General features: G+C 73.3%; 23 protein-coding genes. 14 read left to right on the top strand and 9 right to left on the bottom strand.

The window, feature by feature from the left end:
- Positions 1-29 precede the first annotated feature (29 nt).
- From E4U91_RS14215 to hutI, 3 genes are all read left to right on the top strand, one after another.
- Positions 30-1,232, top strand: coding sequence for an allantoate amidohydrolase (locus tag E4U91_RS14215; protein ID WP_137310813.1), 1,203 nt, complete (start codon positions 30-32; stop codon positions 1,230-1,232).
- Complete coding sequence (locus tag E4U91_RS14210) at positions 1,229-2,572, top strand: formimidoylglutamate deiminase (protein WP_137307203.1); 1,344 nt, start codon at positions 1,229-1,231, stop codon at positions 2,570-2,572. Before E4U91_RS14215 ends, E4U91_RS14210 begins: the two co-directional genes overlap by 4 nt.
- Positions 2,573-2,640: 68 nt before the next feature.
- Entirely contained in the window at positions 2,641-3,816 is a 1,176-nt protein-coding gene (gene hutI / locus E4U91_RS14205) for an imidazolonepropionase (RefSeq protein WP_137307202.1), read from the top strand.
- Here hutI and E4U91_RS14200 read toward each other — a convergent pair.
- The 3 genes from E4U91_RS14200 to E4U91_RS14190 form a co-directional block, all read right to left on the bottom strand.
- Positions 3,756-4,754, bottom strand: coding sequence for a DMT family transporter (locus E4U91_RS14200; protein WP_137307201.1), 999 nt, complete (start codon positions 4,752-4,754; stop codon positions 3,756-3,758). The two genes, hutI and E4U91_RS14200, sit on opposite strands and share 61 nt — an antisense overlap.
- A gap of 122 nt (positions 4,755-4,876) precedes the next feature.
- Positions 4,877-6,412 carry an RICIN domain-containing protein gene (locus E4U91_RS14195; RefSeq protein ID WP_137307200.1) on the bottom strand — a complete coding sequence of 512 codons (1,536 nt, stop codon included), beginning with the start codon at positions 6,410-6,412 and terminating at the stop codon, positions 4,877-4,879.
- Positions 6,413-6,588: 176 nt separating this feature from the next.
- On the bottom strand, positions 6,589-7,479 hold the full coding sequence (locus E4U91_RS14190) for an RNA polymerase sigma factor SigF (RefSeq protein WP_137307199.1): 891 nt from the start codon (positions 7,477-7,479) through the stop codon (positions 6,589-6,591).
- A 238-nt stretch (positions 7,480-7,717) separates the two neighbouring features.
- On the opposite strand from E4U91_RS14190, the gene E4U91_RS14185 reads away from it, so the two are divergent.
- Positions 7,718-8,095 (top strand): STAS domain-containing protein, encoded by a 378-nt coding sequence (locus tag E4U91_RS14185; RefSeq protein WP_137307198.1) that lies wholly within the window; start codon positions 7,718-7,720, stop codon positions 8,093-8,095.
- A gap of 358 nt (positions 8,096-8,453) precedes the next feature.
- A complete protein-coding gene (locus E4U91_RS14180; RefSeq protein ID WP_137307197.1) occupies positions 8,454-8,933 on the top strand; it encodes an ATP-binding protein in 480 nt (159 codons plus the stop codon).
- Positions 8,934-9,029: 96 nt separating this feature from the next.
- Here E4U91_RS14180 and E4U91_RS14175 read toward each other — a convergent pair whose 3' ends face one another.
- Positions 9,030-10,535, bottom strand: a complete 1,506-nt coding sequence (locus E4U91_RS14175) for an oligopeptide:H+ symporter (protein WP_137307196.1) — start codon at positions 10,533-10,535, stop codon at positions 9,030-9,032.
- Between the two features lie 516 nt (positions 10,536-11,051).
- Between E4U91_RS14175 and E4U91_RS14170 the strand changes: the two genes are divergently transcribed.
- Positions 11,052-11,729, top strand: a complete 678-nt coding sequence (locus tag E4U91_RS14170) for a response regulator transcription factor (RefSeq protein WP_064533465.1) — start codon at positions 11,052-11,054, stop codon at positions 11,727-11,729.
- A gap of 80 nt (positions 11,730-11,809) precedes the next feature.
- Positions 11,810-13,084, top strand: coding sequence for an ATP-binding protein (locus E4U91_RS14165; protein ID WP_137307195.1), 1,275 nt, complete (start codon positions 11,810-11,812; stop codon positions 13,082-13,084).
- 60 nt (positions 13,085-13,144) lie between these two features.
- Here the strand turns inward: E4U91_RS14165 and E4U91_RS14160 are convergent, their stop codons facing one another.
- A complete protein-coding gene (locus E4U91_RS14160; RefSeq protein WP_137307194.1) occupies positions 13,145-13,648 on the bottom strand; it encodes a GtrA family protein in 504 nt (167 codons plus the stop codon).
- Between the two features lie 135 nt (positions 13,649-13,783).
- On the opposite strand from E4U91_RS14160, the gene E4U91_RS14155 reads away from it, so the two are divergent.
- From E4U91_RS14155 to E4U91_RS14140, 4 genes are all read left to right on the top strand, one after another.
- Positions 13,784-14,923, top strand: a complete 1,140-nt coding sequence (locus tag E4U91_RS14155) for a 5-(carboxyamino)imidazole ribonucleotide synthase (protein ID WP_137307193.1) — start codon at positions 13,784-13,786, stop codon at positions 14,921-14,923.
- 20 nt (positions 14,924-14,943) lie between these two features.
- Positions 14,944-15,447 (top strand): 5-(carboxyamino)imidazole ribonucleotide mutase, encoded by a 504-nt coding sequence (purE, locus tag E4U91_RS14150; RefSeq protein WP_137310812.1) that lies wholly within the window; start codon positions 14,944-14,946, stop codon positions 15,445-15,447.
- A 5-nt stretch (positions 15,448-15,452) separates the two neighbouring features.
- Positions 15,453-16,631: a dipeptidase gene (locus tag E4U91_RS14145; RefSeq protein ID WP_388124455.1), complete on the top strand. Its 1,179-nt coding sequence runs from the start codon at positions 15,453-15,455 to the stop codon at positions 16,629-16,631.
- A gap of 136 nt (positions 16,632-16,767) precedes the next feature.
- On the top strand, positions 16,768-17,883 hold the full coding sequence (locus E4U91_RS14140; protein ID WP_137307191.1) for a dipeptidase: 1,116 nt from the start codon (positions 16,768-16,770) through the stop codon (positions 17,881-17,883).
- 30 nt (positions 17,884-17,913) lie between these two features.
- On the opposite strand, the gene E4U91_RS14135 is transcribed toward E4U91_RS14140, so the two are convergent.
- Together E4U91_RS14135 and E4U91_RS14130 are read right to left on the bottom strand one after the other, a co-directional pair.
- Positions 17,914-18,312, bottom strand: coding sequence for a VOC family protein (locus E4U91_RS14135; protein WP_137307190.1), 399 nt, complete (start codon positions 18,310-18,312; stop codon positions 17,914-17,916).
- A gap of 25 nt (positions 18,313-18,337) precedes the next feature.
- Positions 18,338-18,697: a VOC family protein gene (locus E4U91_RS14130; protein WP_137307189.1), complete on the bottom strand. Its 360-nt coding sequence runs from the start codon at positions 18,695-18,697 to the stop codon at positions 18,338-18,340.
- A gap of 117 nt (positions 18,698-18,814) precedes the next feature.
- Between E4U91_RS14130 and E4U91_RS14125 the strand changes: the two genes are divergently transcribed.
- Positions 18,815-19,318 carry a CGNR zinc finger domain-containing protein gene (locus E4U91_RS14125; protein ID WP_137307188.1) on the top strand — a complete coding sequence of 168 codons (504 nt, stop codon included), beginning with the start codon at positions 18,815-18,817 and terminating at the stop codon, positions 19,316-19,318.
- Positions 19,319-19,438: 120 nt separating this feature from the next.
- Here E4U91_RS14125 and E4U91_RS14120 read toward each other — a convergent pair whose 3' ends face one another.
- Positions 19,439-20,785 (bottom strand): UDP-glucose dehydrogenase family protein, encoded by a 1,347-nt coding sequence (locus E4U91_RS14120; protein ID WP_137307187.1) that lies wholly within the window; start codon positions 20,783-20,785, stop codon positions 19,439-19,441.
- A 223-nt stretch (positions 20,786-21,008) separates the two neighbouring features.
- On the opposite strand from E4U91_RS14120, the gene E4U91_RS14115 reads away from it, so the two are divergent.
- A complete protein-coding gene (locus E4U91_RS14115) occupies positions 21,009-22,166 on the top strand; it encodes an acyl-CoA dehydrogenase family protein (RefSeq protein WP_137307186.1) in 1,158 nt (385 codons plus the stop codon).
- A gap of 88 nt (positions 22,167-22,254) precedes the next feature.
- Here E4U91_RS14115 and E4U91_RS14110 read toward each other — a convergent pair whose 3' ends face one another.
- Positions 22,255-22,812 carry an acyl-CoA thioesterase gene (locus tag E4U91_RS14110; protein WP_137307185.1) on the bottom strand — a complete coding sequence of 186 codons (558 nt, stop codon included), beginning with the start codon at positions 22,810-22,812 and terminating at the stop codon, positions 22,255-22,257.
- A 119-nt stretch (positions 22,813-22,931) separates the two neighbouring features.
- Between E4U91_RS14110 and E4U91_RS14105 the strand changes: the two genes are divergently transcribed.
- On the top strand, positions 22,932-24,215 hold the full coding sequence (locus E4U91_RS14105) for an LCP family protein (RefSeq protein ID WP_137307184.1): 1,284 nt from the start codon (positions 22,932-22,934) through the stop codon (positions 24,213-24,215).
- Positions 24,216-24,217: the final 2 nt, after the last annotated feature.

Raw genomic sequence — 24,217 nt, 5'->3', positions numbered from 1 at the left:
GGTGGCGGGCGGGCGCCTCCTTCCAGGAGATGTGGCGCGACCTGCTCCCCGTCGGCCGCCACCCCGACTCCCGCGGCTACCGCCGGTTCGCCTGGACCGGCGCCGACGCCGAGTGCCGGGACTGGTTCCGCGAGCAGGCCGAGGCCCGCGGCCTGGTCCACGAGCTGGACCGCAACGGCAACCAGTGGGCCTGGCTCGGCGACCCGGAGGCCGGCGACGCGGTCGTCACCGGCTCCCACCTGGACTCCGTCCCGGACGGCGGCGCCTTCGACGGCCCCCTCGGCGTCGTGTCGTCCTTCGCCGCGCTCGACGAACTGCTCGCCCGGGGCGTCCGCTTCACCAAGCCGCTCGCCGTCGTCAACTTCGGCGACGAGGAGGGCGCGCGGTTCGGGCTCGCCTGCGTCGGCTCCCGGCTGACCGCGGGCCGGCTCACCGCCGAGCAGGCGCACCGGCTCACCGACGGCGACGGCGTGACCCTGCCGCAGGCCATGGAGGCGGCGGGCCACGACCCCGACGCCATCGGCGCCGACCCCGAACGGCTCGCCCGCATCGGCGCGTTCGTCGAACTGCACGTCGAGCAGGGCCGCGCCCTCGACCTCAGCGGCGACCGGGTCGGCGTGGCCAGCGCCATCTGGCCGCACGGCCGCTGGCGGTTCGACTTCCGGGGCGAGGCCAACCACGCCGGCACCACCCGGCTCACCGACCGCCGCGACCCGATGCTGTCGTACGCCGAGACCGTGCTCGCCGCCCGCCGCGAGGCGGAACTCGCCGGCGCCGTCGCCACGTTCGGCAAGATCTCCGTCGAGCCGAACGGCGTCAACGCCATCCCCTCCCTGGTGCGCGGCTGGCTCGACTCCCGCGCCGCCGACCAGGACACCCTGGACACCGTGGTCGCCGGGGTCGAGAAGGCCGCCCGCGCGTACGCCGACGCGCACGGCGTCGACCTCGACGTCGTCCGGGAGTCGTTCACCCCCGTCGTCGAGTTCGACCACGCCCTGCGCGACGAACTCGCCCGCATCCTGGGCCGGGACGCCGGGCTGACGGTCCCCGTCCTCGGCACCGGGGCCGGACACGACGCCGGGATCCTGGCCGACCGCGTCCCGACCGCCATGCTGTTCGTGCGCAACCCCACCGGGGTCTCGCACTCCCCGGCCGAGCACGCGGCCGAGGACGACTGCCTGGCCGGGGTGAGCGCCCTCGCCGACGTACTGGAAGGACTGGCCTGCACGTGACCTCCCCGCAGCGGACGTACTGGCTGGAGCACGCCTGGCTCGACACCCGCGTCGAGCCGGGCGTCGCCCTCGACGTGCGGGACGGGCGCATCACCGCCGTCCGCACGGACACGCCCGCCCCGCCCCCGGGCGCCGAGGTCCTGCGCGGCCTCACCCTGCCGGGCCTCGCCAACGCCCACAGCCATGCCTTCCACCGGGCCCTGCGCGGCACCGTCCAGGTCGGCTCGGGCACCTTCTGGACCTGGCGCGAGGTCATGTACTCCGTCGCCGACCGGCTCACCCCGGAGCGCTACCACGCCCTGGCCCGTGCGGTGTACGCCGAGATGGCCCTGGCCGGCGTGACCGCCGTCGGCGAGTTCCACTACGTGCACCACACCCCCGACGGCACCCCCTACGCCGACCCCAACGCGATGGGCGAGGCGCTGATCGAGGCCGCCGCCGACGCCGGCATCCGCATCACCCTCCTGGACACCTGCTACCTGTCTGCCGGCTTCGGCGAACCCCCGAACGCCCACCAGCGCCGCTTCTCCGACGGCACCGCGGACGCCTGGGCCGCACGCTGTTCACTTCTCAAGGAACGGGACCACGCACGGATCGGGGCCGCCGTGCACTCGGTGCGCGCCGTGCCCGCCGAGCAGCTGGCGACCGTGGCCCGCTGGGCCGAGGAGCGGCGGGCCCCGCTGCACGTCCACCTCTCCGAGCAGACCGCCGAGAACGACGCCTGCCGGGCCGCCCACGGCCGCACGCCCACCCGGCTGCTCGCCGACCACGGCGTCCTCGGCCCGCGCACCACCGGCGTGCACAACACCCACCTCACCGACGAGGACATCGCCCTGCTCGGCGACTCCGGCACCGGCACCTGCATGTGCCCGACGACCGAACGCGACCTCGCCGACGGCATCGGCCCCGCCGTCGCCCTGCAACGGGCCGGCTCCCCGCTGAGCCTCGGCTCCGACAGCCACGCCGTGATCGACCTGCTGGAGGAGGCGCGCGCGATGGAGCTGAACGAGCGGCTGCGCACCCGCACCCGGGGTCACTGGACCGCCGCCGCCCTGCTGCGCGCGGCTTCCGCAGACGGCCACGCGGCGCTCGCCTGGCCCGACGCGGGCACCCTGGAGCCGGGCGCGCTCGCCGACTTCACCACGATCGCGCTGGACTCGGTCAGGACCGCGGGCCCGGTGCCCCGGCTCGGCGCCGAGACGGCCGTATTCGCGGCGTCGGCGGCCGACGTACGGCACACGGTCGTGGCCGGGCGGCACGTGGTGCGCGACGGGGCGCACACGCTCGTCCCCGACGTGCCGCGGGCCCTCGCCGAGGCCGTCGCGGCCCTGCGCGCCTGACGCCCGCCCGCGCCGCCCCCGCCGTCACCCCGCCCGCAGCCACCGACGCCGCCCGCCCCGAGGACACCATGAGCAGCAGCACCGCCATCACCAACATCGCCACGCTGGTCACCAACGACCCCTCCCTCGGCGACTCGTCCCCCCTCGGACTGGTCCGGGACGCGGCCGTCGTCATCGACGGCGACCGCGTCGTGTGGACCGGTGCATCCAGGAAAGCACCGGCCACTGACAACCGGGTCGACGCCGGCGGCCGGGCGGTCCTGCCGGGGTTCGTGGACTCCCACTCCCACCTGGTCTTCGCGGGCGACCGCACCGAGGAGTTCAACGCCCGCATGTCCGGCCGCGGGTACACGGCCGGCGGCATCCGCACCACCGTCGCCGCCACCCGCGCCGCGAGCGACGAGGAACTCGAGCGCACCCTGACCCGCTACCTCGCCGAGGCGCTCCGCCAGGGCACCACCACCATGGAGACCAAGTCCGGCTACGGCCTGACGGTCGCCGACGAGGCCCGCGCGCTGCGCCTCGCCGCCGCCCACACCGACGAGGTCACCTACCTCGGCGCCCACATCGTCGCCCCCGACCTCGCCGACGACCCGGCCGCCTACGTCGCCCTGGTCACCGGCGAGATGCTCGACGCCTGCGCCCCGCACGCCCGCTGGATCGACGTGTTCTGCGAGCAGGGCGCCTTCGACGGCGACCAGGCCCGGGCGATCCTCACCGCCGGGCGCGCCAGGGGCCTGCACCCGCGCATCCACGCCAACCAGCTCTCCCACGGCCCCGGCGTCCAGCTCGCCGTGGAGCTCGACGCGGCCAGCGCCGACCACTGCACCCACCTCACCGACGCCGACGTGGACGCGCTGGCCCACAGCCGCACCGTCGCCACCCTGCTCCCCGGCGCCGAGTTCTCCACCCGCGCCGAGTGGCCCGACGCCCGCCGGCTGCTGGACGCGGGCGTCACGGTCGCCCTGTCCACCGACTGCAACCCGGGCTCCTCGTTCACCTCGTCGGTGCCGTTCTGCATCGCCCTCGCCGTGAGGGACATGCGCATGACCCCCGACGAGGCCGTCTGGTCGGCCACAGCGGGCGGTGCCGCGGCCCTGCGCCGCACCGACGTCGGCCGCCTCACCCCCGGCGCGTACGCCGACCTGACGCTCCTGGACGCGCCCAGCCACGTCCACCTGGCCTACCGGCCGGGCGTCCCGCTGGTGTCCGGGGTCTGGCGCCGGGGCGTGCGGGTGGTCTGAGCGGGCGGTACGGGCGCGCGCCGCTCCCGGTCGGCCACCGACCGGCCCCACGCCGTACCGGCCAGCACCAGCACCGCGCCCGCGTACCCCGGCCACCCCGGCCGGTCGCCGGCCAGCGCGATGCCGACCGCCGCCGCCCACACCGGCTCGGTGCCCAGCAGCAGGCTGACCCGGGACGGCGAGGTGCGGCGCACCGCCCACATCTGCACGAAGAACGCGAACAGCGTGCAGAAGACCGCGAGGTAGACCAGGCCCAGCCAGTCGCCGCCGTCGAACGCCGAGGCCGCCTCCCACGGCGACGCACCCGTGCCCGGCAGCGCGACAAGCAGCGCGAACACCGCGACCGCGCTGCCCAGCTGCACCGTCGTCAGCGACAGCGCGTCCGCGCCGCGCACCGACTCCATGCGGGCCATGGCGAGGACGTGCACCGTACGGGCCACCGCCGCGCCCAGCATCAGCAGGTCGCCGCCCGACGGCGCGGTGAAGCCCGCGCCCTGCGTCAGCAGCACCACGCCGGCCACCGACAGGCCCGCCGCCGCGAGGAACGACCCGGGCAGCCGGGTCCGGCGCACCCGGCTCTCCGCGAGCGGCGTGAACACCATTGTCAGGCTGATGATCAGGCCCGCGTTCGTCGCCGACGTGCGGACCAGGCCGTACGTCTCCAGCAGGAAGATCCCCGCGAGGACCAGGCCCAGCAGCGCCGCCCCGCGCAGCTGCACGGCGCTCAGCGCGCGCAGCCCGCGCCGGCCGGCCACCACCAGCACCGGCAGCGCCACGGCGAACCGCAGCACCAGGACCGCGAGCACAGTGTCCGTCGTGGTCACGCCCTGGGCGGCGAGGTAGCTGGAGCCCCAGACCACCGCGACCAGCAGGACGGGCAGGTCAGCGAGACGGCCGGAGGCGATGGGACGGCCGGGGCGGGCGGCGGGGGCGGTCATCGCACTCCTCGGTGGTCGGGGCCCCCGCACGGTCGGAAGGCCGGGTCAGCGTAGCCGCGCCCCGCGCGCGTGCCGAGCGCGTTCCACCAGGTGAACGCCCGGTACGACGGACTGGCCGGCGTTCACGGCGCCCCGGCCCGCCACCGCTGGTCCGCGCCCTCGTCCAGGCGCGCGAACGCCAGGCCGCCGTAGCCGTCCTCGGCCAGGGCCGTCTCCAGGGCGATCGCCGGGCGGACCGTGCCGTCCGGGTCGACCAGGAACATCAGGTTCTCGCCGTTGCCGCCGTACACCGATGAGCACGTCCACACGCCCACGCCCCGGTCGACCGACCCGCGGCTGTCCAGGCAGAAGTCGGGGTCGGCGGCTGACTGGAGCACGCCCCGGCCCGCGTCGAACCGCCAGCGCTGGCTCACCGAGGACGAGCAGGGAACCGTCAGCACGTCCGTGCCGTTGGAGAAGTCGCCGGCCACCTCCAGGCAGCGCCCCGAGGCGACGTTCACGACCTGGGCGAACGCCGCGTCGGGCGCCCGCGTCGGCGAGGGGGTCGGCGTCGGCTTGGGCGTGGGCCGCGGGGAGGGCGGGCGCTTCGTGCGCGTGGGGGAGGGCGAGGCGGAGGTACGGCTCGGACTCGGGACCGGCGCCGGCACGGACACCGTGGCGGTCACCGTCACCGGGGGCACGCTCGGCGGCGCGCTGCTCGCGGCCCCCGCGGCCTGCTGGTCCGACGGGTCGCCGGAGGCGATCAGCAGCACCAGCAGCGGGGCCAGCGCCACCCCCAGCGCGGCCGAGACCAGCACCAGGCGGCGGCCGGGCGGCCGGACGGCGGCGGCGGACCCGGGAGCCTCGGGGGAGTGCGGGGCGGGCCGGTCGCGGTCCTCGGCGGCGTACGCCGTCCCGGCCCACGGCAGCAGCCCCTCGGCGAGCGTGCCGCGCGGGGCGTCCCGCAGGGCCCGCTGCTCCTCGTGGGCGGTCGCGCAGTGCGGGCAGTGCGCCTCGTGGGCGTCCAGGTCGGGACTCGGGCGTGGCGCGTCGGTGCGCACGGACTGCTCGATCAGCCGCCGGAAGTCCGGGCAGCGCGGGTCGTCGGAGGCGGCGAGACGGTGCCGCAGCGCGGCGCCCGCCAGGGACTGCAGGGCGGGCGCGACGCCGTAGGAGACGTCCGCGGGGGTCAGGCCCAGCAGGGCCGCGGTGCGCTCCACGGGCTCGCGCTCGACGACGCCGTACCAGAGCAGGCCCTGGTCGCGGGAGGACAGCGACTGGAAGGCGGTGAGCAGGGGCGGGACGGGGCCGCGCGGGCCGGCCGTGTTCAGGACCAGCAGCAGACCCGGCTCGAGGCCCGCCGCCCGCTCGTCGGCGGCCCACTCGCCGGCCACCCGGGCCGCCAGCAGCAGGAGCTGGTGCCGCCAGGGCAGCCCCGGGTCGGTGCCGCGGGCGGTCTCCCGCGCGGCCAGCGTGAACGCCTGCGCGGCGAGTCGGCGGGCGGCGGGGTCACCGCTCGTGCACAGGCGGGCGTAGGCGAGCACCGCCGCGTCGTGCCGGGCGCGCAGCTCCCGCAGCGCCGGGTACGCGGTCGCGGGCGCGGCCCGGAGCAGTGCGACGAGCCGGGCGTCGGAACCGCCCACGGGCACGCCGTCGCCGGCGCGCTCACCTCGGGCCATGGGCCCCTCCTCACCGGACACTGACGTACTGGTCAGTTCGAAGTGGGGGTGACCATAGTGGCCGCGGGGACGCCTGGGGAGGTTTCCCGGGGTAACGGCGGAAGCCGGAACGCTGGGGCTCCGGCTTCGCTCGGACCAGGGGCCGGACAGGGGCCGGACAGGGGTCGGACCGGGGGTCAGTCCTCGACCGTGAGCCCCCGCCGCAGCCGCACCAGCGTGCGCGACAGCAGGCGCGAGACGTGCATCTGGGAGATGCCCAGCTCGTCGCCGATCTCCGACTGGGTCATGTTGGCGACGAAGCGCAGGGAGAGGATCGTGCGGTCACGGGGCGCCAGCTCGGCGATGAGCGGCTTGAGGGACTCGACGTACTCGATGCCCTCCAGCCCGTGGTCCTCGTAGCCGATGCGGTCGGCCAGCGTGCCCTCGGTGTCGCTCTCCTCGGCCTGCGCGTCCAGCGAGGCGGCGGTGTAGGCGTTGGAGGCGGCCATGCCCTCGACGACCTCGTCGCGGGGGAGGCCGAGCCGCTCGGCCAGCTCGGCGACGGTGGGCGCCCGGTCCAGCGTCTGCGCCAGCTCGTCGCCCGCCTTGGCGAGGTCCAGCCGCAGCTCCTGCAGGCGGCGCGGGACGCGCACGGACCACGACGTGTCACGGAAGAAGCGCTTGATCTCGCCGATGATGGTGGGCATCGCGAACGTGGGGAACTCGACGCCGCGGGACAGCTCGAAGCGGTCGATCGCCTTGATCAGGCCGATCGTGCCGACCTGGATGATGTCCTCGAGTGGCTCGCTGCGCGAGCGGAACCGGGAGGCGGCGAACTTGACCAGGGCGAGGTTCAGCTCGACGAGGGTGTTCCGCACGTACGCGTACTCGGGGGTGCCTTCCTCGAGCGACTCCAGGCGCTCGAAGAGGGTCCGGGACAACGCCCGCGCGTCCACGGCGCCCACCTCGTCGTACGGGGGGATCTCCGGGAGCCCGGCGAGGGCGCCGGCCTCGTCGGCCGGGTCGGGGGTCGACGTCGCCCCGTGAACGTGCGGTGCGTCGAGCCGCGGTGACATGATGTCCTCCATCGTTCTCGGCATCAGGCTGCCGAAGCCAGTACGTGCACTGCGGTGTGCGGCGCCTCCGAGCCGGCCGTGTCGTCAACGTGTCCCTACTAGCCCTACCCGCTCCACCGAGGCCGCCGCAAGTACACCCTGTGCGCTTATGTCCGTTTGTGGGTGATTGTTCGGCTGTCGCGGTGCGGAACGAAGGCGTAGTGTGCGAGGGCGTCAGCAACCAGCGAGTGATACCGGGAGAGATGACGGCATGGACCACGGGACGGTCGGCAGCGCACAGTCGGGCCGGCTTCTGGTGGAGGTTCGGGAAGCCGGCACCAGCGCCGTCGTGACTCCGGCGGGTGAACTGGACCACCACACCGCCGATCTGCTCCGCGAGCCGCTGGAGGAGTGCCTGGCCAAGGGCTTCAGCCGGCTGGTCGTCGACTGCTCACGGCTGGAGTTCTGCGACTCCACGGGCCTCAACGTACTGCTCGGCGCTCGTCTGAAGGCCGAGGCCGCGGGCGGCGGGGTGCACCTCGCCGGCATGCTGCCGGTCGTCGCGCGGGTGTTCGAGATCACGGGTGCGGAAGCGGTCTTCACCGTGCACGACTCGGTCGAGGCCGCCCTCGCCGACGGCGACGGCTGACCGGTCCCGCCCTCCCACGCCGCAGCCGGCCGGCGTGGCGCGTTCCGCGTCGGCGGGAAGCGAGGGGTGTTCCGCCCGGCGCGTCGGGCAGGAGACATCCTGTAGAGGTCGGCGGCGAGTCAAGGGGGAGGACATGCGGACGGACGGGACGGCTCCCGTGCGGCACGGCCGCGGCGCGAGACCCCGCCGGTACGGCGGCCCGGGCTGCGGTGCACGGACCGTGACGCTCCCGGGACCGCACGGGGACCGTTACGGGAAGACTCTCGGGGACGCTGACGTGAACGCTGTGGATGCTTTCGACGACTCTGACGGGGACTGTTGCCATCGTGAACTGGGGAATCGGTGAGGTGAAGCGCTGATGAGCACCACCCGGCCTGTCCCGCCGGGCTCCCCGGAGCCCAGCGGCGCTTCCGGGGCGACGGCGGGCCGTCAGGTCCGCAGCCTGAGTTTCGACGGAGCGAGCGGTGTCGTTCCGCTCGCCCGTGACTTCGCCCGGCAGGCGCTGTACGCGTGGGGCTGGCTGCCGGCCGACGGCGCCGACCAGCGGGCCGCGGCCGAGGACGTGCTGCTCGTCGTCTCCGAACTGGTCACCAACGCCTGCCTGCACGCCGAGGGCCCCGAGGAGATGCGGCTCGCCTGTGACAACAAGGTGATCCGCGTCGAGGTCGCCGACCACGGCTCCGGCCAGCCCTCCCCGCGCACCCCGCACCGCGCGGGCCGCCCCGGCGGCCACGGCATGTTCATCGTGCAGCGCCTGTGCCTGGACTGGGGCGTCGTCCGCACGCCCGGAGTGGCGGGCAAGACGGTCTGGGCGGAACTGGGCGCCGCCCCGGTGTGAGCGGCTCGCACACGGCCGGAGGGCCGCCGCATCCCCGGGATGCGGCGGCCCTCCGGCCGTGGTCGGGTCGGGCCGCGCGGGCCCGCCGGGACCTGCTCAGCGCACGGCGCCCATGAGGGCGTTGACCTTGCGGCGGTACATCCACACGGCGAAGCCGGCGACCACGGCGAGCACGGCCTCCAGGGCGACGAAGCCCATGCGGTCCAGGTTCACCCCGCCCACGGCCGGGTTGGACAGCAGCGCGGTGACCGAGTCGCCCGCGGTGACGGCGAGGAACCACACGCCCATCATCTGCGAGGCGTACTTCGCCGGCGCCATCTTGGTGGTGACCGACAGGCCCACCGGGGACAGCGTCAGCTCGCCGACGGTCTGCACGAAGTAGATCGCGACCAGCCACATCGCCGCGGCCTTGTGACCGCCCTCGGCGATCGACAGCGGGGCGAGGAACAGGAAGAACGACGCACCGACCAGCACCAGGCCGGAGGCGAACTTCACGATGGTGCTCGGCTCCTTGCCGCGCCGGTTCAGCCACAGCCACATCCAGGCGAAGACCGGCGCCAGGGCCATGATCATCACCGGGTTGACCGACTGGTACCAGGAGACCGGGAACTCCCAGCCGAAGACGGTGTTGTCGGCGCTGGCGTCCGCGAACAGCGACAGGGTCGAGCCGCCCTGGTCGTAGATCATCCAGAAGACGGCCGCGGCCACGAAGAACCAGACGTACGCGGAGACCTTGGTGCGCTCGGCGGTGTCCAGGTCCTTGTCGCGCCGGATGCGGGCGATGACCAGGATCGGGACGATCAGACCGATCACGGTCAGCGGGATCAGCGCCCAGTTCAGCGTGAAGTGGCCGGTGAAGCCGACGATGCCGTAGAAGACGGCGGCGATGGCCAGCCACACCAGGCCCTTGGTCAGGGTGGCGGACTTCTCGGCCGGGGACATCGGGGTGGGGACGACGTCGCTGCGCTCGCTCAGGTGGCGGCTGCCCAGCAGGAACTGGGCCAGGCCCAGCGCCATGCCGAGCGCGGCCAGCGCGAAGCCGAAGTGCCAGTTGACGTTCTCGCCGACGGTGCCGATGACCAGCGGCGCGACGAAGGCGCCCAGGTTGATGCCGATGTAGAACAGCGTGAAGCCGGCGTCACGGCGCGCGTCGTCCGGGCCGTCGTAGAGGTGGCCGACCATCGTGGAGATGTTCGCCTTCAGCAGGCCCGAGCCGATGGCGACCAGGCCGAGGCCCACGAAGAAGGTCGCGGCGGCCGGCAGGGCCAGCGCCAGGTGGCCGAGCATGATGATCAGACCCGCGACGGCGACCGTCTTGCGGGGGCCGAGGAAGCGGTCCGCGACCCAGCCGCCCGGCAGGGCGAGCAGGTACACGAGCGACACGTACACGGAGTAGATCGCCGTCGCCGTGCCCGCGCTCAGGTGCAGGCCGCCGGGGGCCACCAGGTACAGCGGGAGCAGAGCCCTCATGCCGTAGTAGGAGAAACGCTCCCACATCTCGGTCATGAAGAGGGTGGCCAGTCCGCGGGGGTGGCCGAAGAAGGTCTTCCCGGTTCCGGGGGTGTCCGGACGGACCGAGTCCTTCGTCAGGCTGGACGCCATGGTCGTTCCTTGCTGGTTCGGGACGCGCGAGCGGAGCGTTGCGCGCCCGGTGGGGCGGCCGGCACCGGCGGGTCGGCCCGTCCGCCCCACGCCCGGGGGGAAGCCGCTCCGGATCGCGGAGCGGAGGACGGCGACCACCGGGATCCACGCCTGGCGCGCGTCGCGCCGAGGCCCGGCCACAGGTCATTCCTTTCAAGGCTGGGGAGAACCAGCCCGCACACAAAAGAGACCCTCAGCGTCACAGACGTCGCCGAAGGTCCCCGCGTACTACAGGCGTTTCTTCACCATACGGCAGGACACTGCCGCATATGGAAGGACTTGAGACGCGGATCACAGGTGTACACGGAACCACGGGCATGGTTCCGAAGGTCCCGTCCAGGATGACATCCCTGGACCGCAGGTCCGTACCAAGCGGCCGGGCTGGCCCCGGGCGGCGGATGTCCGGCTTGTCCTGAGTAAGAGACCACAGGGCCGATCACACCTCGGCCCCCTGGTCAGGCGGACTACCATCGGCTCATGACCCGTGTACTGCTCGCCGAGGACGACGCGTCCATCTCGGAGCCGCTGGCCCGCGCCCTGCGCCGGGAAGGGTACGAGGTCGAGGTGCGTGAGGACGGACCGACCGCGCTCGACGCCGGGATGCAGGGCGGCGTCGACCTGGTCGTGCTGGACCTCGGCCTGCCCGGCATGGACGGCCTGGAGGTCGCCCGCCGGCTGCGCGCCGAGGGACACGCCGTGCCGATCCTCATCCTGACCGCGCGGGCCGACGAGGTCGACACCGTCGTCGGTCTGGACGCGGGCGCCGACGACTACGTCACCAAGCCCTTCCGGCTCGCCGAACTGCTCGCCCGGGTCCGGGCCCTGCTCCGGCGCGGCGCCGCCGAGCCGCAGCAGCCGCCCGCCACCCACGGCGTGCGCATCGACGTCGAGTCGCACCGGGCGTGGATGGGCGACGAGGAACTCCAGCTCACCGCCAAGGAGTTCGACCTGCTGCGGGTGCTGGTGCGCGACGCCGGACGGGTCGTCACCCGCGACCAGCTGATGCGCGAGGTCTGGGACACCACCTGGTGGTCGTCGACCAAGACCCTCGACATGCACATCTCCTGGCTGCGCAAGAAGCTCGGCGACGACGCGGCCAACCCCCGCTACATCGCGACCGTGCGGGGCGTCGGCTTCCGCTTCGAGAAGAGCTGAGCGGGCCGGACCGGCCCGGCCCGCCGCCTCCCGGGGCCTGACCGACACGCACCCCCCGCAGCCACCGTCCGGAGAAGCCCGTGCGCCGCCGCCTCATCCAGTCCACCCTCGCCGTCGTCCTCGTCGTCATCGCGGTGTTCGGCGTCTCCCTGGTCATCGTCGAGAGCCGGACGATCAGCAACAGCGCGCAGGAGCGGGTGGACTCCGAGGCCGTACGGCTGGTCGGCATCGTGGACAGCCGGCTGCTCGGGCACGAGGACGTCACCACCGAGATCCTGCGCGACCAGGTCACCCAGAACCGCTACGCCGTGATCACCGTGCCCGGCCGGGCACCCATCGAGATCGGCACCCCGCCGCACGGCGACGTCATCACCGCGAAGGAGGGGGGCGAGGGCGGCGAGACCGTCGTCGTGCAGGAGCCCCGCTCCACCGTCACCCGCGAGGTCGGCCGCACCCTGCTGATCATCGGCCTGGTGGCGCTGCTGGCGGTGGTCGCCGCCGTCCTGCTCGCCATCCGCCAGGCCAACCGGCTCGCCTCCCCGCTCACCGACCTCGCCGAGACCGCCGAGCGCCTCGGCTCCGGCGACCCCCGCCCGCGCCACAAGCGCTACGGCGTCCCCGAGCTGGACCGGGTCGCCGACGTGCTCGACTCCTCCGCCGAGCGCATCGGGCGGATGCTGACCGCCGAGCGGCGCCTGGCCGCCGACGCCTCCCACCAGCTGCGCACCCCGCTGACCGCGCTGTCCATGCGGCTGGAGGAGATCACCCTCACCGACGACCCGGACACGGTGAAGGAGGAGGCGACGATCGCGCTGACCCAGGTGGAGCGCCTCACGGACGTCGTGGAACGGCTGCTGACCAACGCCCGCGACCCGCGCACCGGCTCGGCCGTCTCCTTCGAGCTGGACGAGGTCATCCAGCAGCAGCTGGCCGAGTGGCGGCCCGCCTACCGCAGCGCCGGGCGGGCCATCGTCAGCTCGGGCAAGCGGCACCTGCGGGCCGTGGGCACGCCGGGGGCGGTGGCCCAGGTGCTCGCGGCCCTGATCGAGAACTCCCTGATGCACGGCGGCGGCACCGTGGCGCTGCGCACCCGCGTCACCGGCAACCAGGCGGTGATCGAGGTGACGGACGAGGGGCCGGGCGTCCCGGCGGACCTCGGCGCCCGCATCTTCGAGCGGACCATCAGCGGCCGCAACTCCACCGGCATCGGCCTGGCGGTGGCCCGCGACCTGGCGGAGGCGGACGGGGGGCGGCTGGAGATGCTCCAGGCGCAGCCGCCGGTGTTCGGACTGTTCCTCTCGCGCACCCCGCCCGCGAAGAGGTCGGCGCAGGACCAGGAGCCGACGGTCAGGTGAGGAAGGGGACAGGGCCGGCCGCGGCCGCCCGTCACTCCTCCTCGTCGTCGCAGCCCCGGTTCAGCTCATCTGCTGCTGTGCCCTGGGCGTCGATATGTCCGACTCCAGGAAGGACTCCGCGCTCGCCACGGTGTCCCGCGCGGGCAGGGCGCGGAACACCCAGGTGCGGTAGGACCAGAAGCGGAACAGGGTCGCGACGCCGATGCCGACGAACTTGAAGACGTTGCTCTGCAGCGGGCTGTCCCAGCCGCACCAGTACGTCGCCGCGTAGAGCACGCCGTTCTCGATGACCAGGCCGACCACGCTGAACAGCAGGAACAGGGTGAGTTCCTTGGTGCGGCCGCCCTTGTCGCGGTCCCGGTAGGTGAAGTAGCGGAAGCCCACGTAGTTGAAGACGATCGACACCACCGTGGCGATCACGCTCGCCCGCACCACCTGCAGGTCGGTGACGTGCCGGACCAGGTTGAAGACGGCGAGGTTCACGAGGAGGCCCGCGCCGCCCACCGCGCCGAACTTGGCCAGCTCGCGGACGAGCCGGCGGAGCCCCGAGGCACCATGTCCCATGGTCGTGCAGGCCCCCGTCCGGGTAAGCGATTGGTTCGACTCCGCCATGCTAACCACCGGGCGTGTCCGTTTCCCGTGGCCGCGGTGCGAGAGGCACTGATTCAGGCCGTCCGGCGTGGCCGATACCCTAGGCGTGTGACGTTCCCCGTAGTCGGCATGGTCGGCGGTGGCCAGCTCGCGCGCATGACGCACGAGGCGGGCATTCCGCTGGGCATCAGGTTCAAGCTCCTCAGTGACACTCCGCAGGATTCCGCGGCCCAGGTCGTCCACGACGTCGTCGTGGGCGACTACCGCGACCTGGAGACGCTGCGCGCGTTCGCGCGCGGCTGTGACGTGATCACCTTCGACCACGAGCACGTGCCCACCGAGCACCTGCGGGCCCTGGAGGCGGACGGCATCCCCGTGCGCCCCGGCCCACAGGCGCTGGTGCACGCCCAGGACAAGGGCGTGATGCGCGCGCGGCTCGACGCGCTCGGCGTCCCGTGCCCACGGCACCGCATCGTGCGCGACGCGCAGGACGTGGCCGCCTTCGCCCAGGAGGGCGCGGGGTTCCCGGTCGTCTTGAAGACCGTCCGCGGCGGCTACGACGGCAAGGGCGTGTGGGTCGTCGACACCGTCGAGGAGGCCGAGGAGCCGTTCCGGGCGGGCGTCCCGGTCCTCGCGGAGGAGAAGGTCGACTACGTCCGCGAGCTCGCCGCGAACGTGGTGCGCTCCCCGCACGGCCAGGCCGTCGCCTACCCGGTGGTGGAGTCCCGCCAGGTGAACGGCGTGTGCGACACGGTCATCGCGCCCGCGCCCGGCCTGGACCCGGCCCTCGCGCTGGAGGCCGAGGAGATGGCGCTGACCATCGCCAAGGAACTGGGCGTCGTCGGCCACCTCGCCGTCGAGCTGTTCCAGACCCGCGACGGCCGCATCCTCGTCAACGAACTGGCGATGCGCCCGCACAACTCCGGCCACTGGAGCATGGACGGCGCGATCACCAGCCAGTTCGCCAACCACGTGCGCGCCGTGCTCGACCTGCCGCTCGGCGACCCGCGCCTGCGGGCCCCGTGGACCGTGATGGTCAACGTCCTCGGCGGCGACTTCCCCGACATGTACTCCGCGTACCTGCACTGCATGGCCCGCGACCCCCAGCTCAAGATCCACATGTACGGCAAGGACGTGAAGCCCGGCCGCAAGGTCGGCCACGTGAACACCTACGGCGACGACCTCGACGACGTGCTGGAGCGCGCCCGTCACGCTGCCGGCTACCTGAGAGGCACCATCACCGAATGAGCCCTGTTGTTGGCATCGTCATGGGGTCGGACTCGGACTGGCCCGTCATGGAGGCCGCCGCCAAGGCCCTCGACGAGTTCGAGATCGCCTACGAGGTCGACGTGGTCTCCGCGCACCGCATGCCGCGCGAGATGGTCGCCTACGGCGAGCAGGCCGCCGACCGGGGTCTGAAGGTGATCATCGCCGGTGCGGGCGGCGCCGCCCACCTGCCCGGCATGCTCGCCTCCGTCACCCCGCTGCCGGTGATCGGCGTGCCCGTGCCGCTGAAGTACCTAGACGGCATGGACTCCCTGCTGTCCATCGTGCAGATGCCCGCGGGCGTGCCCGTGGCGACCGTCTCCGTCGCCGGCGCCCGCAACGCCGGCCTGCTGGCCGCCCGCATCCTCGCCGCCCACGACGAGGACCTGCTGACCCGGATGCGCGACTTCCAGCAGGACCTGAACGACCAGGCCACCGAGAAGGGCAAGCGGCTGCGCGCCAAGGCCGAGGGCGCCGGCGGCTTCGGCTTCGGCACGGGGAAGTGACCGCCGTGACCTCCCTGGACCAGGCCCGCGAGCTGCTGCGCGAGTTCCCCGTCGTCGACGGCCACAACGACCTGCCGTGGGCGCTGCGCGAGCAGGTCCACTACGACCTCGCCGCCCGCGACATCGCCGTACGCCAGGACGCGCACCTGCACACCGACCTGCCGCGGCTGCGCGAGGGCGGGGTCGGGGCGCAGTACTGGTCGGTGTACGTGCGGTCCGACCTGCCCGACCCGGTGCCGGCCACGCTGGAGCAGATCGACTGCGTACGGCAGCTCATCGACCGCCACCCGCGGGACCTGCGGGCCGCGCTGACGGCGGCGGACATGGAGGCGGCCCGCACCGAGGGCCGCATCGCCTCCCTGATGGGCGCCGAGGGCGGCCACTCCCTCGCCAACTCCCTGGGCGTGCTGCGCGGGCTGTACGCGCTCGGCGTGCGCTACCTGACGCTCACCCACAACGACAACGTGGACTGGGCGGACTCGGCGACCGACGAGCCGAGGGCGGGCGGCCTGACCGCGTTCGGCCGCGAGGTCGTGCGGGAGATGAACCGGCTCGGCATGCTCGTCGACCTCTCGCACGTCGCGCCGACGACCATGCGGGACGCGCTGGACACCTCCACCGCCCCGGTGATCTTCTCCCACTCCTCCGCGCGGGCCGTGTGCGAGCACCCGCGCAACATCCCCGACGACGTCCTGGAGCGGCTGCCCGCCAACGGCGGTGTGGCGATGGTGACGTTCGTGCCGAAGTTCGTGCTCCAGGCCGCCGTCGACTGGACCGCCGCCGCGGACGACAACCTGCGGGCCCACGGCTTCCACCACCTCGACGGCACCGCTGAGGCGATGAAGGTGCACCAGGCCTTCGAGGAGCGCCACCCGCGCCCGGTCGCCACCGTCGCCACGGTCGCCGACCACCTCGACCACATGCGCGAGGTGGCGGGCGTCGACCACCTCGGCATCGGCGGCGACTACGACGGCACAGCCTTCACCCCCGAGGGCCTGGCGGATGTCTCCGGCTACCCCAACCTGCTGGCCGAACTGCTGGACCGCGGCTGGTCCAGGGCCGACCTGGCCAAGCTGACCTGGCAGAACGCGGTGCGCGTGCTGGGCGCCGCGGAGGACGTGTCCCGCGCCCTGCGGGAGACGAGCGCCCCCTCCAACGCCACCATCGAGGCGCTGGACGGCTGACCGCTGCCTGGTGGGCGGAGGCGGAGCACCCGAACGGCTCCACCCACCAGGAAGCCGCCCGGCCCCCGTGCGACGGTGTCGGTACTGCTGATCACGGCGCCGAGGGCGGCGCCGGTCGACACGTACGGAGACCGCCATGGCCGACCTCCAGGACGAAGTGCACCCCCCGACCGAGGTCGCGGCGCTGCCGCTGGAGGACCCCTTCGCGGACCCGCTGGACCTCCTGGGCGCACCCGGCCCCGCCGGCGACCCCCTGGACCGCGCCCACGCCCTCCTGAACGACCACCCCGTCGCCGACGGCTACACCGGACTGCCCTGGGTGCTGCGCCACCTGCCCTGGTACGACCTGGAGGAGGGCGAGAGCGCCGTCGACACCGACGTGCCCCGGCTGCGCGAGGGCCACGTCGGTGCGCTGTTCTGGTCGCTGCACCTGCCCGAGGGCCTGGCCGCCGACCGGGCCGTCGGCGCCACCCTGGAACAGCTGGACCTGGTCCGCTCGGTGATCCAGGCCCACCCCGAGGGGCTGCGGCTGGCCCGCTCGGCCGGGCACGTCATCGACGCCCGCAACTGCGGCCGGATCGCCGTCCTGCTCGGCCCGGCCACCGCCGCCGCGCTCGACGACTCCCTGGGCATTCTGCGCGCCCTGCACACGCTCGGGCTGCGCGTACTGACCCTGGCCGGCACCTCCTGGGCCAGCGGGGCCGGGCTGACCCGGTTCGGTGAGGAGGTCGTGCGCGAGATGAACCGGCTCGGCGTGGTCGCCGACCTCTCCGGCGCCTCCGAGGCCACCATCACCCGCGTCCTCGCGCTGTCCCGCACCCCGGTGCTGTGCACCCGCTCCGCCGCCCGCTCCCTGCGCCCCCACCCCGACAACCTGCCCGACTCCCTGCTCACCGGGCTCGGCGCGGCCAAGGGGCTGTGCCTGGTGCCGCTGACGGCCGAGCAGACCGGGCCGACCGTCCGCGACGTCGCCGACCACCTCGACCACGTGCGCGCCCTGGCCGGCCCGGACTGCGTGGGCCTGTCCGGCACCTACGACGCCGGCGTCGCCCACCCCCAGGAGCTCGCCGACGCCACGGGGTACCCGCGGCTGATCGCCGAACTCCTGCGCCGCGGCTGGCCGGAGTCCGACATCGCCCTGCTCACCTGGGGCAACGTCCAGCGCGTGCTGCGCACCGCCGACTTCGTCGCCCGCTCGGCCCGGGAGCGCCGCGAGCCGTCCACGGCGACGATCGCGCAACTCGACGGCTGACGGGGCGGCCGCCGGCCCGGCACCCGGACCTCAGAGCCGGTTGTCCACGTCGATCCGGCACAGGCAGAACGGGTGGCCGGCCGGGTCGGCGTACACCATGAAGTCCTTCTTCTCCCGGTCCTCCACGTCCAGCGCATGCGCCCCGAGGCCCAGGACCTTCTCGTGGGCCGCGTCGAGCTCCTCCCACGTCGACCCCGCGTCGAAGTCGAGGTGGAACTGCTGGGAGCGGTCGCCGCGCGGCCACTCGGGCGGCACGAACTCCTCGGCGCGCTGGAAGGCCAGCCGCGGCCCGTCCGGCACCCGCAGCGTCACCCACTCGTCGTCCTCCGCCTCCGGGGTGCCGCCGACGACGGCCGCGTAGAACCGGGCGAGGGCGAGGGGGTCGGGGCAGTCGATCACGACGTTCCGCAGGCGTACCGCGCTCGGCATATCGGGGACCTCCAGGTCGGTCGGGTCAGCAGGCGCACAGGCAGAACGGGTGCCCGGCCGGATCCGCGTAAACCCGGAAGGTGCGCGAGCGGTCCTCCGCGTCCAGCGGCTTCGCGCCGAGCGCCAGCACGGCCTTCTCCGCCGCGTCCAGGTCCTCCACCGTGACGTCCAGGTGGAACTGCTGGGAGTGGTCCGGCGCGGGCCAGCGCGGCGGGACGAACCCGGGCGCCGTCTGGAAGGCCAGCGTCGGCCCGTCCGGCACCTTCAGGTCGACCCACTGGTCGTCGCCCTCGGGCGTGCCGCCCAGCACCTCGGCGTAGAAACCGGCCAGCGCGTGCGGGTCGGGACAGTCCAGGACGACGGCGCCCAGCTTGGCGAGAGCCATGACTTCCTCCTCGAAGTCGCGGGTTACCCGTGAACGCGGGCAACCGGTAACGGTTACCCCATGCTGGCCCATGGCGGGTAACGTCGCAAGGGGAAACGCGGAAGGTAGCGTGCAGCCATGAGTGAGCGATCGCCCGCACCGGGAGGGCTGGCGCTGGTCGAGGCCCTGGTCAACACCCTGGACATCGAGTCGGACATCGACGCCCTCGACACGGAGGACGTCCGGGCGCGCTTCGGGATCGGCGCGGACGGGCTCGCCGGGGCGCGCGCCCTGCGCGAGTCGCTGCGCGCCACCCTGCTCGCCCACGCCGGCCACCCCCCGCACCGCGCGGTGACCCCGCTCGGCGACCTGCTGGCCGCGGCACCCCTGTACGTCGCCGTGGACGAGCGCGACGGCTCGGCCGCGCTGCGGGCCGACGACGGCCCCCTGCTGTCCCGGGTGGCCGGCGCCGTCGCCGAGGCCCTGGTCGCGGGCACCTGGACCCGTCTCAAGGCGTGCGAGGCGGACACCTGCCACTGGGCCTACTACGACCGCAGCCCGGCCGGCCGCGGCCGCTGGTGCTCCATGCAGGTCTGCGGGGCCCGCGCCAAGATGCGCCGCTACCGGGAGAAGGCGCGCTGAGTCACAGCGCGGTGGTGCAGAATGCAGCCAGGCGACCGGTTCGGCCGACTGAGCCTCGGCCGAACCGGTCGCCGTGCGGCGCTCGCGGTCGGGCCGTCAGGCCGTCAGGCCGTAGGGCCGTCAGGCGGTCGGGCGGCCCATCGCCCGGTACGTCCAGCCCGCCTTGCGCCACAGCTCGGGGTCGAGGGCGTTGCGGCCGTCGAGGACGACCCGGGCCTTGGTCACCTCGCCCAGCGCCGCCGGGTCCAGCTCGCGGAACTCCCGCCACTCCGTCAGGTGCAGCACCACGTCCGCACCGCGGACCGCGTCCAGCGCGGTGGGCGCGTAGCCGAGGGTCGGGAAGACCCGCCGGGCGTTGTCCATGCCCTTGGGGTCGTACACGGTGACCTGGCCGCCCTGGAGATGGATCTGCCCGGCCACGTTCAGCGCGGGGGAGTCCCGCACGTCGTCGGAGTCGGGCTTGAAGGTCGCGCCCAGCACGGCGACCCGCCGGCCCAGGAACGGCCCGCCGCCCAGCGCCTGCCGGGCCAGCTCGACCATCTGCCCGCGCTGGCGCATGTTGATCGAGTCGATCTCCCGCAGGAAGGTCAGCGCCTGGTCGGCGCCCAGCTCGCCCGCGCGCGCCATGAAGGCCCGGATGTCCTTGGGCAGGCAGCCGCCGCCGAAGCCGATCCCGGCCCGCAGGAACTTGCGCCCGATCCGGTCGTCGTACCCGATGGCCTCGGCGAGCTTGGCCACGTCACCGCCCGCGGCCTCGCAGACCTCCGCCATCGCGTTGATGAAGGAGATCTTGGTGGCGAGGAAGGAGTTGGCGGACGTCTTCACCAGCTCGGCGGTCGGGAAGTCGGTGACCACGAAGGGCGAGCCCTCGGCGACCGGGGTGGCGTACACCTGGCGCAGGGTCCGCTCGGCGCGCTCGCTGCGCACGCCGACGACGATCCGGTCCGGGTGCAGCGTGTCCTCGACGGCGAAGCCCTCGCGCAGGAACTCCGGGTTCCAGGCCAGCTCGGCGTCCTCCCCGGCGGGCGCGTGCGCGGCGAGGTACGCGGCGAGCCGGTCCGCCGACCCGACGGGCACGGTCGACTTGCCGACGATCAGCGCGGGCCGGGTCAGGTGCGGCGCGAGGGAGGCCACGGCGGAGTCGACGTAGGACATGTCACAGGCGTACTCGCCGTGCTTCTGCGGGGTGTTCACGCACAGGAAGTGCACGTCGCCGAACGCGCCCACCTCGGCCCAGTCGGTGGTGAACCGCAGCCGCCCGCTGGACCCCTCGAACCCGGGCACGTGCCGGCGCAGCAGCTCGTCGAGGCCCGGCTCGTACATCGGGGTCTCACCGCGCTCCAGCAGCGCGATCTTCTCCGGTACGACGTCCAGCCCGAGCACCTCGAAACCCAGCTCGGCCATGGCGGCGGCGTGGGTGGCGCCGAGGTAGCCGGTGCCGATCACGGTGATCCTGAGGGCGGCCATGGATGCTCCTGGGGTGGACGTCGTTCGCTGCGCGCCCGAGCATATCCGGGGCGCGGCACGACCCCGAGCCGGGCGGATCGGCGGGTTCCGCGCGGGGTTCCTCCCGGTCGTTCCCGCTTGTCGTCAAGGTCACGTCTTCACGCCGGGCGGGCGGCCCCTAAAATTAGGGTTACTTAACGGTAGTTAGCGTCAGCAGCAGAGCGTCTTTGGAGCGTGAGGGAACGTGGCCGGATCGGCTGACTTCGACTTGTACCGACCGTCGGAGGAGCACGACATGCTCCGCGACGCCATCCGCTCGCTGGCCGAGGCGAAGATCGCCCCGTACGCCACCGCGGTGGACGAGGAGGCGCGCTTCCCGCAGGAGGCCCACGACGCCCTGGTCGCCAGCGACCTGCACGCCGTGCACGTGCCCGAGGAGTACGGCGGCTCGGGCGCCGACGCGCTCGCCACGGTCATCGTCATCGAGGAGGTGGCCCGCGTCTGTGTGTCCTCCTCGCTGATACCCGCCGTGAACAAGCTGGGCTCGCTGCCGGTCGTCCTGTCCGGCTCCGAGGACCTGAAGAAGAAGTACCTGGGCCCGCTCGCCAAGGGCGACGCGATGTTCTCGTACTGCCTGTCCGAGCCGGATGCGGGCTCCGACGCGGCCGGCATGAAGACCCGCGCGGTGCGCGACGGCGACCACTGGGTGCTCAACGGCGTCAAGCGCTGGATCACCAACGCGGGCGTCTCCGAGTACTACACGGTGATGGCGGTCACCGACCCCGCCAAGCGCTCCAAGGGCATCTCCGCCTTCGTCGTGGAGAAGTCCGACGAGGGCGTCTCCTTCGGCGCCCCGGAGAAGAAGCTCGGCATCAAGGGCTCCCCGACCCGCGAGGTCTACTTCGACAACGTGCGCATCCCCGCCGACCGCATGATCGGCGAGGAGGGCACCGGCTTCCTGACGGCCATGCAGACCCTGGACCACACCCGCATCACCATCGCCGCCCAGGCGCTCGGCGTCGCCCAGGGCGCCTTCGACTACGCCAAGAACTACGTCCAGGAGCGCAAGCAGTTCGGCAAGGCCATCGCCGACTTCCAGGGCATCCAGTTCATGCTGGCCGACATGGCGATGAAGATCTCCGCCGCCCGGGCCCTCACCTACCAGGCCGCGGCCGCCTCCGAGCGCGGCGACGCCGACCTGACCTACCTGGGCGCCGCCGCCAAGTGCTTCGCCTCGGACGTGGCGATGGAGGTCACCACGGACGCCGTCCAGCTCCTCGGCGGCTACGGCTACACCCGCGACTACCCGGTCGAGCGCATGATGCGCGACGCCAAGATCACCCAGATCTACGAGGGCACCAACCAGGTCCAGCGCATCGTGATGGCGCGCAACCTGCCGTAGGGCCGCCCCCCATCGGTCACGACACGAGCCCCCGGCGGACGTCCGCCGGGGGCTCGTGCGTCCCGCTCCGGGTCGTGCCGGGGCCGGGTCAGTCCTCGAAGCCCTCCGCCGCGCGCTTCTCGCGCAGTTCCCTGATCGCGCGGCGGCGGGCCAGGCGGTGGGTGCGGCGGATCTGGGCCTCCTGGTAGCGGCGCTCGTCGCGCTCCGTCTCCGGCTGGACCGGCGGCACCCGGCGCGGCCGGCCGTCGGCGTCCACGGCCGCGAAGACCAGGTAGGCGGAGCCGACCTGGGTGGCCGGCGCGGACTCGTTCCAGCGCTCGGCGAGCACCCGCACCCCGACCTCCATGGAGGTCCGGCCGGTCCAGTTGACCTGGGCCTTCACATGGACGAGGTCACCGACGCGGACCGGCTCGAGGAACACCATCTCGTCCATCGACGCGGTCACCGCGGGCCCGCCGCTGTGCCGCCCGGCGACGGCTCCCGCGGCGTCGTCGACCAGTTTCATGATCACCCCGCCGTGCACCGTGCCCAGCAGGTTGGTGTCGTTGTGGGTCATGATGTGGCTGAGGGTCGTGCGGGACGCGGACGTCGGTTTGCCCGGGATCTCCGGGGCGTCCGACTCCGTCGTGGTGGCCTGGTCCGTCATGGCCCCCACCCTATGCGGCCGGCGACATTCCGGGACTTTGTGTCAGCTTGGCCACAGCGCCGCGATGATTTTCCGACGACCCTTGTAAGGCACCAGGCTGCGCCCGGCACACTGTGGCCATGAATGATTGGCCCCAGGGACGGTCCGACGACAACCGCGGCTCCCGGTACGGACGTGGCAGTGCGAGCGATCAGCCCGAGGGCGCGCGCGTGATGCGACAGGTCCGCCGCGGTCCGGCCGCCCCGCCGCACGGCCCCGGCGTCCCGCCGCAGCCGTCCTACGTGGACGGCCGCGGGTACGGCGACACCGCCGGCGCCCCGGGCGCCGACCCCGGGTACGACAGCGGCTACAACACGGGCCAGGTCTACGGCAGCCCCGGCGGCCGCGGCCCGGCCGGCACCGGCACGGGCGCCGGGCGTCCCGCGCCGAACTGGGGCAGGCGCATCAAGTGGACGGCGGTCACGGTGGTCGCCGTCCTGCTCGTGACGACCGTCGCCACCTACTTCTGGGCCGACTCCAAGCTGCGCCGCGAGGTCGACCTGTCGAAGGTCGTCGACCGGCCCTCCGGCGGCAAGGGCACCAACTACCTGATCGTCGGCTCCGACAGCCGCGAGGGCATGTCCGCCGCGGAGAAGAAGCAGCTGCACACCGGCTCCGCCGAGGGCAAGCGCACCGACTCGATGATGATCCTGCACGTCGGCGACAACGGCGACACCCTGATCTCGCTGCCGCGTGACTCGGACGTCGAGCTCCCGACGTTCGTCGGCTCGGAGTCGGGCAAGACGTACAAGGGCACCGGCCGGCACATCAAGCTGAACGCCGCGTACGCGACGGACGGCCCCGAGCTGCTGGTCCGCACCGTCGAGTTCAACACCGGGCTGCGCATCGACCACTACGTCGAGATCGGCTTCGCCGGGTTCGCCAACATCGTGGACGCGGTGGGCGGTGTCGACATCACCATCGACAAGGCCTTCAAGGACAAGTACTCGGGCGCCGACTTCAAGGCCGGCAAGCAGACCCTGAACGGCGAGCAGGCCCTCGCCTTCGTCCGCACCCGGCACGCGTTCGCCGCCTCCGACCTGGAGCGCACCAAGAACCAGCAGAAGTTCCTCGCCGCGCTCGCCCACCAGGTGGCCACCCCGTCGACGGTGCTGAACCCGTTCAAGCTCTACCCGGTGATGGGCGCGGGCCTGGACTCCCTGATCGTCGACAAGGACATGGGCCTGTGGGACCTGGGCTCGATGTTCTTCGCGATGAAGGGCGTCAACGGCGGCGACGGCACCTCGATGAACATGCCGATCTCGGGGTCCTCCGGCAGCAACCTCGTCTGGGACAAGGCCAAGGTCAAGACCCTGGTCGACCAGCTCAAGAACGACGAGAAGGTCACCGTCGCCGGCAACTGACC

This window comes from Streptomyces lasalocidi (assembly GCF_005280215.1).
Classification (GTDB): Bacteria; Actinomycetota; Actinomycetes; order Streptomycetales; family Streptomycetaceae; genus Streptomyces; species Streptomyces longwoodensis.
Note: the sequence above shows the minus strand (reverse complement) of the source record. Positions and strands in the feature narration are given on the sequence as shown.